We start from the raw sequence: 13,878 nt of genomic DNA, 5'->3' as shown, positions 1-13,878 counted from the left end.
TTACTGCCCGTTAGAGCGGGATAAAGTGAAGCTTCTATCAGTGAAGGTGTCATCGTATTGATGGAAAGTTCTCATCAATTGTGCTCATACGGACAGTTATTTTCCGTCTATCTTCTCTGATTTCTCAAAATCTTGAGGGGGAAACCTTGCTGTTCGTTAGAGAGGGAGAAAAGAAACTGATTTGTGTTGGTGGTGGTTATATTGAATCGAAATTGGGAAGAGTTTTTAGCTCCCTATCATCAAGCTGTAGGAGAGTTGAAAATAAAATTAAAAGGAATGCGTTCTCAGTTTGAAATGTTGGCTGAACATTCGCCCATTGAGTTTGTAACAGGCAGAGTTAAATCCGTGGCAAGTATTATTGATAAAGCAGAAAAACGCAATATTCCACTTAATCGTTTGCAAGAAGAGATGCAAGATATTGCTGGGCTTCGCATGATGTGCCAATTTGTTGATGATATTAAGCCAGTTGTAGAGTATTTACGAAAGCGTAACGATTTTGAAATTGTGGAAGAACGCGATTATGTGACGCAAAAGAAAGAAAGTGGATATCGTTCCTATCACGTTGTCATTAGTTATCCTGTGCAAACGATTCGAGGAGAGAAAAAAGTGTTAGTTGAAATTCAAATTCGAACGTTAGCAATGAATTTTTGGGCAACAATCGAGCATTCTTTAAATTATAAATATCGTGGGCGTTTTCCAGAAGATATTAAAGTGCGTTTGCAGCGCGCAGCTGAAGCAGCTTATCTATTAGACGAAGAAATGTCTTCGATTCGTCTTGAAATTAAAGAAGCTCAAAAGATTTTTTCGCGCAAGCAAGAGGCGAAAGAAACAGAATAATAAGCTAAAGGGTGTTGGGCGATGAAATTTGCAATTATGTCAAAGGGAGATCAATCATCAAATGCGCTTACAAGTACGATGACAGAGTACTTATGCAACTTTGAATTTACAATGGATGAAGAAGAGCCAGATATTGTAATTTCCGTTGGAGGAGATGGAACACTGCTGCATGCGTTTCATCGCTATCAGAATCGGTTAGACAAAACAGCATTTGTCGGTGTACATACTGGGCATTTAGGATTTTATGCAGATTGGTTACCAACAGAAGTTGAGAAGCTTGTCATTGCGATTGCGAAAACGCCTTTTCAAGTTGTTGAATATCCATTATTAGAGGTCATTATTCGTTACATGAATGGGAGTAAAGAATCACAATTTTTAGCACTAAATGAGGCAACGGTAAAAAGTAATGAAGGAACGCTTGTTATGGATGTAGAAATTCGCGGTGAATACTTTGAGACATTTCGCGGCGATGGTCTTTGCATTTCAACGCCTTCTGGGAGTACAGCGTATAATAAAGCGCTGGGCGGAGCAATTATTCATCCGTCTTTGGAAGCAATTCAAATTACAGAAATGGCGTCTATTAACAATCGAGTTTTCCGTACGGTTGGCTCTCCGCTTGTATTACCGAAGCATCATACGTGTGTGTTAAAACCAGCTACTGGAATGAACTTGCAAATTACAATTGATCATTTGACGATGGTTCATAAAGATGTTAAATCGATTCAATACCGGGTGGCAAATCAAAGGGTTCGGTTTGTTAGGTTTCGTCCATTTCCGTTTTGGAAACGAGTGCGAGATTCCTTTGTTGCAGATCAATAAAGCGAAACTTCTAACAGCGGGTGTTTGTTCCCGCTGTTAGTTAGTTGAGCCAATCTCAGACAATGTTAGAGAGGAATAAGTTATGCAGTTGAGAAGATTTGCTTTAACTTGGTGTATAACAAAAATAGAAGAAGGAATGCTTATTCGAGAGTTTTTAAAAGCGAAAGGTATTTCGAAAGCAGCGTTAACAGATATAAAGTTTCATGGCGGAGCAATTGAAGTGAACGGACACTCAGTAAATGTACGTCATGTTTTGCGAGAAGGTGAAAAGTTAGTAGTATGTTTCCCACCTGAGCAAAGAAGCGAAGGAATGTTAAGTGAAAATATTCCTCTTTCAGTTGTATATGAAGATGACTCTGTTCTTATTATTAATAAACAGCCGTATATGTCAACAATTCCGTCAAGAGAGCATCCAAGTGGAAGTGTAGCTAATGCTCTTTTGCATTATTATGATCAGCAAAACCTGGCAAGCACAGTACATATCGTAACAAGACTTGACCGGGATACATCTGGTTTAATGTTAATTGCAAAAAATCGTTTTATCCATCATTTGTTGTCGCAGCAACATCAGCAAAAACAAGTGAAAAGAACATATGAAGCAATTGTGCATGGAACGATAATAGAGAACAGCGGAACAATTGATGCTCCCATTGCACGAAAAGATGATAGTATCATTGAGCGCATGGTCCGTGAAGATGGGCAGCGAGCGGTTACCCACTTCCATGTGCAAAAGAGATTGAAAGATAAGACACATGTGGCACTTCAATTAGAAACAGGACGTACGCATCAAATTAGAGTACATATGACACATCTTGGCCATGCATTACTTGGTGATGATTTGTATGGTGGGAAAACGGATGAAATAGGGCGGCAAGCCTTGCATAGTACAAATTTAACGTTTTATCATCCTATATTAGAAAAGCAGCTTACATTTCATGCGGAGTTGCCGGAAGATATGAAAAAGCTGATGGAATCATGATTCCATCAGCTTTTTTTAGTCAATAGAACGAAATTTCTCCGGCACAAACGGCATCGAAGAAGGAACGGAAACTGTTTCCATTTCCGGATAACGAAGTCCTGTTAATTTCCCGCCAAATACTGATCCAGTATCGATATTCACAGTATGATTGACGAATCGAGGTTCTTGTACAGGTGTATGTCCATATACAATCCAAGCATCTCCAGTATAATGTTTCGCCCAATCACGGCGGACAGGAGAACCGTCAGGGTGCCTTTCACCAGTAATATCACCGTATAAGACGAAGGTTTGGACTTTTTTATCGCTTCTCCCGATATAATCTTGGCGAATACCAGCGTGACAAACAACGAGTTTTCCGTTGTCCAGTACGTGATAAAGAGGCGACTGTTCGTAAAGATCAATAAATTTTTTTTGCACGATTTTTTGCTCACGTGTACTTAATGCTTCGTATTCTGCAACGGTTGTTTCTAGGCCATGGGCCACTTGCACTTTGCGCCCAAGGAAGTAACGATATAATTTGTTACAATGATTACCAGGGGCATAATATGCTTCTTTTTTATGTAAGACAAGGTCCCACACAATTTCAATCATGCGAAGAGAATGAGGACCGCGGTCTGTAATATCCCCTACGAAAGCAAGTTGCCGTTTTTGTGGATGAACAGGTAACCCGCTATCCCATTTATAGCCAAGTTGTTTTGTTAATGTTTGAAACTCCTCTAAACAGCCATGAATATCTCCGATAACATCATACTTCATATTGGATCACCTACTCTTTTTTGATTAGTATACCGCTACAAGGGTAAGAAAAAAACCATATCCACTAGGATATGGTTTAATCAAACATAAATTTTTTCGTTCGTGACTGGACATTCAGAATGAAGCCAATCGCAATCATATAGGTGAGCAAGGAACTACCACCGTAACTTAAAAGCGGTAATGTAATCCCGGTAATAGGCAGTAGCCCGATTGTCATCCCGATATTTTGGAACACCTGGAATGTAAACATTCCTATGGTTCCCGCACATATATAACTGCCGTATGGATCATTACTTTCTAACGCAATATGAATCATACGGTAAATCAGTAGGAAGTAGAGTGAAATGACGACACTGCCACCTAAAAATCCGAATTTCTCAGCGATATTTGTAAAAATAAAATCGGTATGAGGTTCAGGGAAGTATACTTGTGCACCGTCCCAACCTTTTCCGTATAACTCGCCTGATCCAGTCGCTAAAAGAGCCTGAGTTAACTGATAACCTTGTGTTTGGTATTCATAAGGTGCTAACCAGCCATAGAAACGATCTAGTTGATACTCTTTTAAAATATGTGCTTTAAAAAATGCTGTGTGTGCAAAGTAAATATACACAAGTAGCGCACCAACTGCAGTGACAATACCAGCTAAACCAAAAATAAAACGCCAGCGAATGCCAGATACTAGAATCATTGCTGCAATCATTGCTGAAATTACCATGGAATTTCCTAAATCAGGTTCCTTTGCAATTAACAGTAATGGTGGTAAACTCGCTGCAAATATTTTTCCGAGTAAGATTAAATCTTCTCGCGGCGTTCGAATTACATATTTTTCATTATGGTTTACGATAATACGTCCAATTACAAGAATTAAAAAGAGTTTCATGATTTCTGAAGGTTGGAAATTACCAAGACCTGGAAAATTGTACCAAGCTGTTGCCCCTTTAATTGTTACCGCACCTGGAAAATGAAGCTCAAGCCCAAGAAGAAGAACCATTGCAATCCCGTATAAATACCAGGAAATTTGTTTATATCGATCAAAGTCGACCACCATAACGACGACAACTGCAATCGCACCAATTATATACCATTTAATTTGCTGTGCAACGAAGTTAACCTTTTGTAAATTTGGTGGCAAGGACGGTTGTGCCATTGCGATGGCTAAGCAACTTACTGTAGCGATTGCAAGTACAATCAGTATTAAGACGTAATCTATTTGATATCGAGAATTTTTATCTTTCACCGCACTGTATTCCTTTCTATTACCCATTGTTATTAAAAAAGACACTATTACTATCTTAGCGGATTTTTGGTTGTTTGCAAATATGTTGTTTAGATTTAAGTTGGGAATGTCAGATGTGTAGACGGTTATAACATGAAAGCTTTTATGCGTCTTATCTATATACATATATAAACAGGGGTGGCCTATTAATTGATAATCATAAAGTAAATTTGAAAAACATAAGATTTCTTTAGGTTTATTTTATAAAACTTGAATTATAATTTTGGGGGCAATGTGTTCCTTATAGACGCTATCCTTGAAGGAGAAAATTTACTTTCATTTTAATAATGTTATAGGGATATGAAAGATATGTAGGGAATTGTCGCTTAATTTTTAATTCATTTATCCCGCATTAACGGACAGTAAGACCCCCACCTCAAGATTCAGAGAAAATCGTTGTCCAGCTCTAGCGGCTAGAATCTCCGGTCGTTTCACCCCCTCGGACGAGGCAAAAAGCACCTCTCTGTCGGGAGCTCCAACGTCCTGCGATTTTGAGCGAGCCGCTTTCGCTTTTCTAAAGAAGATAGGTGGGGGATAACTGTCCGTAAAAGCCCGATTGGTGAGAGCTTTCCATCAGTGGGGGATGAAAAAAAAACCACTGATGGAAGTTTCACTTTATGGTTCGGAAAGAAGGAAGCCTCCACTACTGGAAATTGTACGATATTTGAGAGGGAGGAGAGAAAATGCAAGAAGAACGAGGGATAGAGCTATATCTTGAATTGTTAAAAAAAGCAATTTTATTCGAAATTTGGCAAGAGCATGAAGTATATTTACCTGTTACTACTTCAGTTCCGCAATATGTAAAGGAATATATTCAATACAATAATTTAAAGCTTATACAAGAAGTCAAACCTAATCGTGAATCGCGTTTGCAAGGTTTAGATTGGCCGGCCATCGCGCACAGTATGATTGGTCGTATGCGAATGAACCAATTGCAATTAGCAATGGAGACTGTTGTTAAAGAAGATATCCAAGGGGATTTTATTGAAACAGGTGTATGGCGAGGCGGATCATGCATCTTTATGCGTGGTTTTTTAAAAGCATATGGTATAACGGATCGAAAAGTATGGGTGGCAGATTCGTTCGAAGGATTGCCAAAGCCCGATGTTGACAAATACCCGCGTGATGCTGGAGACACTTTGTATACGTTTGATTATTTACGTGTTTCATTAGAACAAGTACAAGAAAATTTCAGGAAATATGACTTGCTTGATGCACAAGTCCGATTTTTGCAAGGGTGGTTTAAAGATACCTTGCCAATAGCGCCTATTGAGAAACTTGCGATTGCTCGGCTAGATGGTGATCTTTATGAATCGACAATGGATAGTTTAACAAACCTGTATGATAAAGTAACAGAAGGTGGCTTCATTATTATTGATGATTATGCTTTGCCAACATGCGAAGCGGCAGTTACAGATTTTCGAAAAGAGAGAAATATTACGGAACCACTTATTAAAATTGATCATTATGGAATGTACTGGAGAAAGAGAACGTCGTAAACTTTGGATCATTCGTTGCTAAATCATAACATGTATAAATAGTACGCGAGGAGGAGGGGCGTTTTATGTTAACGAGTATTGTTATTTTAACTCGTAACCAACTCCATTACACGAAACAATGTATTGATAGTATAAGGAAATATACAAAAAAAGAAAGCTACGAGTTAATTGTTATCGATAATGCATCAACAGATGGAACGGTAGAGTGGTTACAATTGCAGTCAGATATACTTCTTGTAAAGAATGAAACGAATGTTGGGTTTCCACGAGGCTGCAACCAAGGAATTGAAAAAGCGAAAGGTGACAACATTTTATTATTAAACAATGATGTAGTTGTAACAGAAAATTGGTTAACGAACTTACTAAATTGTTTATATGAACAGCCTGATACAGCAGCTGTAGGACCGGTAACGAACAGTGCTTCCTATTACAGTACAATTCCTGTTTCTTATACAACGTTAGAAGAGATGCAAGAATTTGCTGCTGCGTATAATCAAAGTGATACAACGAAATGGGAAGAAAGACTAAAATTAATCGGATTTTGCATGCTTATAAAGAGAAATGTTTTACATGAGATTGGTTTACTAGATGAACGATTTACACCGGGCAATTATGAGGATGACGATATATCACTTCGGATGCGCCAAAAGGGATTTAAATTATATTTATGCCGTGATACATTTGTTCATCATTATGGAAGTGTATCTTGGAAAGAAAATATTCCCGAATTTTATAATTTGTTGCATACGAATGGATTGAAATTTCAACAGAAATGGGGATTTCCTTCGAGTGATCTATTCATTCGCTTTGATTTATTACAATTGTCGGATATGTATTACAAAGAAGGAATGAATATTCTTCATATTGGTGCGGGATGCGGTGCAACGTTGCTTGAAATGAAGTGGCGTTATCGAAATGGAAATTTTTTTGGTGTTGAAGAGAATAAAGAAGCGGTAAATATTGCTGAATATGTAGCACCGACACTGCATGTGAAACTAAATGAATTAGAGGGCAATTTTTCAAATGACAAGTTTTCTATTATCCTCCTTTCATGTCCTGTGCACCGTGAACATATGATAGCTGTCATAAGATGTATTTCCCGTTTATTACATCGAGATGGTGTTCTTATTATGTCATTTCCTAATTCGAATTACTATCCACGAATTGAACAACGATTTCAAGTTCAAGGAAAGAATGAGGAAGATGAGCAGAGTTATAATCTAGAAGAAATCATGATTTTATTAGAAAAAGAGCGATTAAAAGTGACAAATATTATAGAGCTGGCAGGTGATTTGGGAAGATGGAATGAACAATATGCGCCTTATTGCACCTCGCTTATCAGTAAAATGGATGCACATTTAGCAGGGTATAATATTATTGTTTCACATGCATAACATCATTATCGTGTTTTAAGTGGAATATATAGGAGGGGAATAGAATGGGGACAGAAGACTCCTCTTTATATCGAGAAAAACGTGATGATTATTATGAAGGTGCAAATCCTTATTTATTAAAGCATATAAAAGAAGAGTGGAAAGAAGTTCTTGACATTGGTTGTTCGCGAGGTGGATTAGGAGCTGCTATAAAAGAAAAGGGGATACGTGTTTCAGGTATTGAAGCTTTTGAAGAAGCGGCCCAAATTGCAAAAGCAAAACTGGATCATGTTATCAGGGGTAATATAGAAACAATGGAATTACCGTATGAGAAAGAACAGTTTGATTGTATTATTTTTGGAGATGTATTAGAGCATTTGTTTGATCCGTGGGCTGTTTTAGAGAAAGTAAAACCGTATGTAAAACAAGGCGGCGTCATTTTAACAAGTATACCGAACGTTGCACATATTTCAGTGTTGATTCCCCTTCTGAATGGAGATTGGACGTACGAAAAAGCTGGATTGATGGATAAAACACATATTCGTTTCTTTACGTTTAAAGAGATGTTACGTCTGTTTGTAAATGCAGGCTTTTCGATTCATCAAGTGGAACGTGTATACGTTAATTCCGATACGTATACACCGATCATACAAGATTTATATGAAGTTTGTAAGAAATATAATATTGGAAGTAACTTTATGGCGGAGACAATTGTATATCAATATGTAATTGAAGCAATGAAAGTGTGAATGAAGAAGGGAAATGATTCCTTCTATTCGCAGGCTACTGGTGGATTGTTGCATCTGTAAGAGATTGCATTCACAAACAGAAGAGAAAGGATTACCATGATGAAAGAAAAGACGATTTTGGTAGTCGTTTGTGTCAATAACGAAGAGCTCTTTACACAATGTGAGAGGCAAATTAAAAATGTGTTTGTTCCACATGAATATCAAGTTCAAATCCTTCCAATCTATAATGCAACGAGTATGACAAGTGCATATAATCAAGCAATTTCATATCCAGCGAAGTATAAAGTGTATTTGCATCAAGATACATTTCTTATCGATCGGAATATTTTTATTAATCTTATTTCTATTTTTACAGCTAATAAAAACCTAGGACTAATTGGAGTCGCGGGCTGTCAGTATATGCCGGAAAATGGTATATGGTGGGAAGGGGGAAAATTAGCTGGGCAAGTTATTGAGTACAGAAGACAGAATTATCAATTATTAAGTTTTGAAACAGGTTTTTATGAGCCGAATCTTTTTACTCCTGTTCAAGCAATAGATGGTTTGTTTATGGCCACGCAATATGATTTGCCATGGAGGGAAGATTTATTTGATGGGTTTCATTTTTATGATGTTTCACAGTCATTTGAATTTCGTAAAGCAGGTTATGTAGTAGGTGTTTCTAACCAAATACGGCCATGGTGTCTTCATTATAATGGGGATGAATTTGATGCATTGGCCTATGAAAAATATCGGCAAATCTTTTTACAGAACTATGTGAATACTTCATTTCCAACATAAGGGAGCGATTGAGATGAAGGGGATTATTTTAGCCGGAGGAACCGGATCAAGGCTATATCCGATTACGAAAGTAACAAATAAGCATCTCCTTCCAGTTGGACGATATCCGATGATTTATCATTCAGTATATAAATTAAAACAATGTGAAATTACAGATATTATGGTAGTTACCGGGAGAGAGCATATGGGGGCTGTCGTCGACTTTTTAGGGAGCGGGGAAGAATTTGGTGTATCGTTTACTTATCGGGTGCAAGATCGTGCGGGAGGGATTGCAGAGGCTTTAGGATTATGTGAACACTTTGTCAATAAGGACCGAATGGTAGTTATACTAGGAGACAATATTTTTTTTGATGACCTTCGTCCATATGTAGAAGAATATATGAAACAGGAGCAAGGTGCAAAAGTATTATTAAAAGCAGTAGAAAATCCTACAAGATTTGGCGTACCTTCTATTAAAGATGGGAAAATTATCGAAATTGAAGAAAAACCGAAAGAACCAAAAAGTTCATATGCGGTTACAGGCATTTATATGTATGATGCACAAGTCTTTTCATATGTTAAGCAGCTAAAGCCATCAGCAAGAGGCGAGCTAGAGGTTACAGATTTGAACAATTGGTATTTACAAAGAGGAATTCTTACTTACAATACGTTAAATGGCTGGTGGACGGATGCTGGAACTCATACTTCTCTTCAGAGAGCGAATACGTTGGCGCGAAATATAGACTTTGGAAAGCAGTTCAACGGGGAGTAGGTGAGTATATGAAAGTCATTGACACTTCTTTTCAAGATGTAAAACTATTAGAGCCACATTTGTTTGAAGACGAGCGAGGGTTTTTTATGGAGAATTACAATAAAGGAACGTTGGAGAAGATTGGTATTATATATTCGTTTGTACAAGATAATATATCTTCTTCTGCGAAAGCAGGTACGATTCGCGGTTTACATTTTCAAAAGGAACCGAAGGCGCAAACGAAATTAGTTCAAGTTTTACAAGGTGCTATATATGATGTCATTGTTGATTTACGTAAAGGATCCTCCACGTATAAACAATGGCAGGCATATATTTTAAGTGAAGAAAATCGCCGGCAATTGCTTGTTCCAAAAGGTTTTGCTCATGGATTTTGTACGCTTGTTCCACATACAGTTGTTATGTATAAAGTGGATGAGTATTATAGTGCTGAGCACGATAGCGGTGTGCATTGGAGAGATAAAGATTTGAACATTCCATGGCCGGTAAAAGAACCTACTTTGTCAAAAAAAGATCGGCTGCTGCCACCCTTTATTGAGTGCAAAGATTGTTTTTAAGTAGGAGAGTTGTCTATGAATATATTAGTAACAGGCGGAGCTGGATTTATTGGTAGTAATTTTGTTCATTATATATTGAAAGTATACGAAAATTACCATGTTATTAATTATGATGCGTTAACATATAGTGGTAATCTTGAAAATTTACGTTCTGTTGAGCAAGATCCTCGCTATGTTTTTCTAAAAGGCACAATTCAAAATCGTGAGCTTTTAGAATATGTTGTTCAGAAGTATAAGGTAGATGCCATTGTTAACTTTGCAGCGGAATCACATGTGGATCGCAGCATTGCAAATCCTATTCCTTTTTATGATACGAATATAATTGGAACGGTAACGTTATTAGAGTTAGTCAAAAAATATCCTCATATAAAAATGGTGCAAGTTTCAACAGATGAGGTGTATGGCTCATTAGGAGAAGCAGGAAAATTTACAGAACAAACACCATTAGATCCGAGCAGTCCGTATTCTTCTAGTAAGGCGAGTGCAGATATGATTGCTTTATCCTATTACAAAACGTATCAATTACCTATTATTGTTACACGTTGTTCTAATAACTATGGACCGTATCAATATCCAGAGAAATTAATTCCACTTATGATTACAAATGCACTTGAAGGGAAGAAATTGCCGTTATACGGAGATGGATTGAATATAAGAGATTGGCTTCATGTGAATGACCATTGTAGTGCAATTGATGCTGTATTGCATAAAGGAAAAAATGGGGAAGTGTATAACATTGGCGGAGATAATGAAAAAACGAATGTAGAAGTTGTTGAGCAGATTTTGACGTTATTGAAAAAAGGAAAAGATGATGTTTATTATGTTACGGATCGCTTAGGACACGACCGCCGCTATGCAATTGATGCGAAAAAGGTAAAACAAGAATTAGGATGGAAGCCGATGTATACGTTTAAGCAAGGAATCGAAGAAACAGTTCGTTGGTATGAACAAAACGAGCAGTGGTGGCGACCATTAAAAGAAAAGTAAGGGGCTCACAGATGAAAGAGCGGGTTATGATAACGGGAGCAAATGGTCAATTAGGGAAACAAATAGTAGAAGATTTGGGTTCAGAATTGTATGAAATATATCCATTTGATAAAAAATCGTTAAATATTACCGACATGTTACAAGTAGAGCATGTAATGAAAACGATAAAGCCTCATATCATTATACATTGTGCCGCTTATACAAAAGTAGACAAAGCAGAGGAAGAACAGGATTTAGCTTATTTAACAAATGCAATTGGAACAAGAAATATAGCAGTTATGGCGCAAAATGTAGGGGCAAAGCTTATATATATTAGTACAGATTATGTATTTTCTGGTGTTAGAATAGAAGGCTATCATGAATTCCATGTACCAAAACCAGTAAATGTATATGGTCTTTCGAAATATGCAGGGGAGCAATTTGTGGAAAGATTCCATAACCGATACTTTATAATTCGTACATCTTGGCTTTACGGGAAATATGGAAACAGCTTTGTTAAAACAATGTTAAGGGTTAGTGAAGAGAAAGAGAGTGTATCTATTGTTTCTGATCAAGTAGGATCTCCTACTTATGTAAATGACTTAGTTTCCACTATAAAAAAACTCATGCGTACATCATTATATGGTACATATCATGTATCAAATAGCGGAGCGTGTTCTTGGTATGAGTTTGCTAAGAAAATTTTTTCGTGCGCAAACAAGAAAGTAAACGTCTTACCTATCTCGACAGAAGAATTTGGCGCAAAAGCACCGAGGCCCAAATACTCAATTTTGCAGCATAAAATGTTAAAATTAAATGGTTTTTCACAAATGCCATCTTGGGAAGAAGGATTAGAGCGCTTTTTTAGCGAAACAAAGAATCACTAGTGAATTTAGGCTAGTGATTTTTGTTTGCCTTTAGGGTATTTTATGTTAATATAAAAATAGTACCAGGTTCTAATAACAACTATAATTTATAAATATAGGAGGATAAATATATGAATCTTCTCAATGTAAAAGGAAAAAATATTGTCGTGATGGGTGTTGCGAACCAACGAAGCATCGCTTGGGGTATTGCTCGTTCATTACATAGCGCAGGCGCAAACTTAATTTTCACATATGCTGGAGAACGCTTAGAAAAAAATGTACGTGATTTAGCAGAATCATTAGAAGGACAAAAATCACTTGTATTGCCATGTGATGTAACAAGTGATGAAGATATCGCAAACTGCTTCCAAACGATTAAGGAAGAGGTTGGCGCTATTCATGGATTAGCTCACTGTATTGCATTCGCAGAACGTGATGATTTAAAAGGTGAGTTCGTTGATACATCTCGTAATGGTTTCTTGTTAGCACAAAATATTAGTTCATTCTCTTTAACAGCTGTAGCAAGAGCAGCGAAAGAAGTGATGACAGAAGGCGGAAGCATTGTTACATTAACGTACCTTGGCGGAGAACGCGTTGTATCAAACTACAACGTAATGGGCGTTGCAAAAGCATCATTAGAAGCGAGCGTAAAATATTTAGCGAATGACTTAGGAAAGCATAATATTCGCGTAAACGCAGTATCTGCAGGACCAATCCGCACACTATCTGCAAAAGGTGTTGGCGACTTCAACAGCATCTTAAAACAAATTGAAGAACGTGCGCCACTTCGTCGTAACGTAACGCAAGAAGAAGTAGGAAATACAGCGTTATTCTTATTCAGTGACTTAGCAAGCGGAGTGACTGGAGAAAATATTCATGTGGATTCTGGATATCATATTTTAGGATAATATAAAAATTTCATAGTTTAGAATGAAAAAGCCGTTTCTATCCGATTGTTTTATCGGATGGAAACGGCTTTTTGTTGCTATCGAGAAAACGTATAGTCTTGCTATAGTCCATTCAATTTCTAGTATAGGTTACGTGATGCGATGGACGGACCAAATAATACCATTACTATTGGTACCACCTAAATCAAGAGCAATTGTTAATCCATTACCTACATAGAATAAAGCGATTTGATCTCCGGCAGTTAAGTCTAAATCACCAGTTAATGTTATAGTTGCTTCACCAAGAACGGCTCTCAGTGTTAATACTAGTGCAACGTTTACATCTAATACTGGGAATAAGCCACTTATTAAATCATTTGTAGTTGGAGAGATTCTACGGATAACAAATGCTGGCTCAACATTTGCACCGAGTGAAGCAGTAAGCGCAGTAAGTGTTGAGTAGTTAATAGTTGCCTCAAATACATATCTTCCTGTTGTAGGGACTGTAAATACTCCAGTGGCAGCATTAAATGCGGCATTACCGTAATAAGGGGATGTTGTACTCCAGTTATCGAGTGTAGCGCCAGTAGCCCCCGCAGGTATTGAGAAAGTTGAAATATTAGCTGAGAATCCGTTTGCTAGAACGTTAGGTCCAGTAGCCCCGGTAGCACCAGTAGGTCCAGTGTCGCCAGTGGCACCAGTTACACCTTGAATACCTTGAGGTCCGGTAGCACCCGTGTCACCGGTAGCGCCCGTAACACCTTGAATACCTTGAGGTCCGGTAGC

General features: G+C 37.6%; 13 protein-coding genes and 2 pseudogenes. 12 read left to right on the top strand and 3 right to left on the bottom strand.

Going from position 1 to position 13,878, the window contains the following annotated elements; all coding sequences use genetic code 11:
• Positions 1-201 precede the first annotated feature (201 nt).
• The 3 genes from yjbM to ACFQZ1_RS11910 all read left to right on the top strand — a co-directional run bounded on the left by yjbM (position 202) and on the right by ACFQZ1_RS11910 (position 2,635).
• Entirely contained in the window at positions 202-837 is a 636-nt protein-coding gene (gene yjbM / locus ACFQZ1_RS11920; RefSeq protein ID WP_377882386.1) for a GTP diphosphokinase, read from the top strand.
• A 21-nt stretch (positions 838-858) separates the two neighbouring features.
• Complete coding sequence (locus ACFQZ1_RS11915; protein ID WP_377882384.1) at positions 859-1,656, top strand: NAD kinase; 798 nt, start codon at positions 859-861, stop codon at positions 1,654-1,656.
• A gap of 88 nt (positions 1,657-1,744) precedes the next feature.
• Positions 1,745-2,635 carry an RluA family pseudouridine synthase gene (locus tag ACFQZ1_RS11910; RefSeq protein WP_377882696.1) on the top strand — a complete coding sequence of 297 codons (891 nt, stop codon included), beginning with the start codon at positions 1,745-1,747 and terminating at the stop codon, positions 2,633-2,635.
• 15 nt (positions 2,636-2,650) lie between these two features.
• Here ACFQZ1_RS11910 and prpE read toward each other — a convergent pair whose 3' ends face one another.
• Positions 2,651-3,391, bottom strand: a complete 741-nt coding sequence (gene prpE, locus ACFQZ1_RS11905; RefSeq protein ID WP_377882383.1) for a bis(5'-nucleosyl)-tetraphosphatase PrpE — start codon at positions 3,389-3,391, stop codon at positions 2,651-2,653.
• 76 nt (positions 3,392-3,467) lie between these two features.
• Positions 3,468-4,628: an FtsW/RodA/SpoVE family cell cycle protein gene (locus tag ACFQZ1_RS11900; protein ID WP_377882382.1), complete on the bottom strand. Its 1,161-nt coding sequence runs from the start codon at positions 4,626-4,628 to the stop codon at positions 3,468-3,470.
• Positions 4,629-5,350: 722 nt separating this feature from the next.
• On the opposite strand from ACFQZ1_RS11900, the gene ACFQZ1_RS11895 reads away from it, so the two are divergent.
• The 9 genes and pseudogenes from ACFQZ1_RS11895 (at position 5,351) to fabI (ending at position 13,113) form a co-directional block, all read left to right on the top strand.
• Positions 5,351-6,166 (top strand): TylF/MycF family methyltransferase, encoded by an 816-nt coding sequence (locus ACFQZ1_RS11895; protein ID WP_377882380.1) that lies wholly within the window; start codon positions 5,351-5,353, stop codon positions 6,164-6,166.
• A gap of 65 nt (positions 6,167-6,231) precedes the next feature.
• Positions 6,232-7,323: pseudogene (locus tag ACFQZ1_RS11890) on the top strand (glycosyltransferase); the annotation flags it as partial.
• A 281-nt stretch (positions 7,324-7,604) separates the two neighbouring features.
• Positions 7,605-8,288, top strand: a complete 684-nt coding sequence (locus tag ACFQZ1_RS11885) for a class I SAM-dependent methyltransferase (protein ID WP_377882379.1) — start codon at positions 7,605-7,607, stop codon at positions 8,286-8,288.
• A 99-nt stretch (positions 8,289-8,387) separates the two neighbouring features.
• Positions 8,388-9,068, top strand: coding sequence for a glycosyltransferase family protein (locus ACFQZ1_RS11880; RefSeq protein WP_377882695.1), 681 nt, complete (start codon positions 8,388-8,390; stop codon positions 9,066-9,068).
• Between the two features lie 13 nt (positions 9,069-9,081).
• Positions 9,082-9,819: a sugar phosphate nucleotidyltransferase gene (locus ACFQZ1_RS11875; RefSeq protein WP_377882378.1), complete on the top strand. Its 738-nt coding sequence runs from the start codon at positions 9,082-9,084 to the stop codon at positions 9,817-9,819.
• An 8-nt stretch (positions 9,820-9,827) separates the two neighbouring features.
• Positions 9,828-10,373, top strand: coding sequence for a dTDP-4-dehydrorhamnose 3,5-epimerase (gene rfbC, locus ACFQZ1_RS11870; protein ID WP_377882376.1), 546 nt, complete (start codon positions 9,828-9,830; stop codon positions 10,371-10,373).
• A 15-nt stretch (positions 10,374-10,388) separates the two neighbouring features.
• Entirely contained in the window at positions 10,389-11,360 is a 972-nt protein-coding gene (gene rfbB / locus ACFQZ1_RS11865; protein ID WP_377882375.1) for a dTDP-glucose 4,6-dehydratase, read from the top strand.
• An 11-nt stretch (positions 11,361-11,371) separates the two neighbouring features.
• Entirely contained in the window at positions 11,372-12,226 is an 855-nt protein-coding gene (rfbD, locus tag ACFQZ1_RS11860) for a dTDP-4-dehydrorhamnose reductase (RefSeq protein WP_377882374.1), read from the top strand.
• 110 nt (positions 12,227-12,336) lie between these two features.
• Positions 12,337-13,113 carry an enoyl-ACP reductase FabI gene (fabI, locus tag ACFQZ1_RS11855; RefSeq protein WP_377882373.1) on the top strand — a complete coding sequence of 259 codons (777 nt, stop codon included), beginning with the start codon at positions 12,337-12,339 and terminating at the stop codon, positions 13,111-13,113.
• 129 nt (positions 13,114-13,242) lie between these two features.
• Here the strand turns inward: fabI and ACFQZ1_RS11850 are convergent.
• Positions 13,243-13,878 (bottom strand): annotated as a pseudogene (locus ACFQZ1_RS11850) (collagen-like protein); the annotation flags it as partial.

The organism is Bacillus sp. CGMCC 1.60114, assembly GCF_042676365.1.
GTDB classification, from domain to species: domain Bacteria; phylum Bacillota; class Bacilli; order Bacillales; family Bacillaceae_G; genus Bacillus_A; species Bacillus_A rhizoplanae_A.
This window is presented reverse-complemented; position numbering and strand designations above follow the sequence as displayed.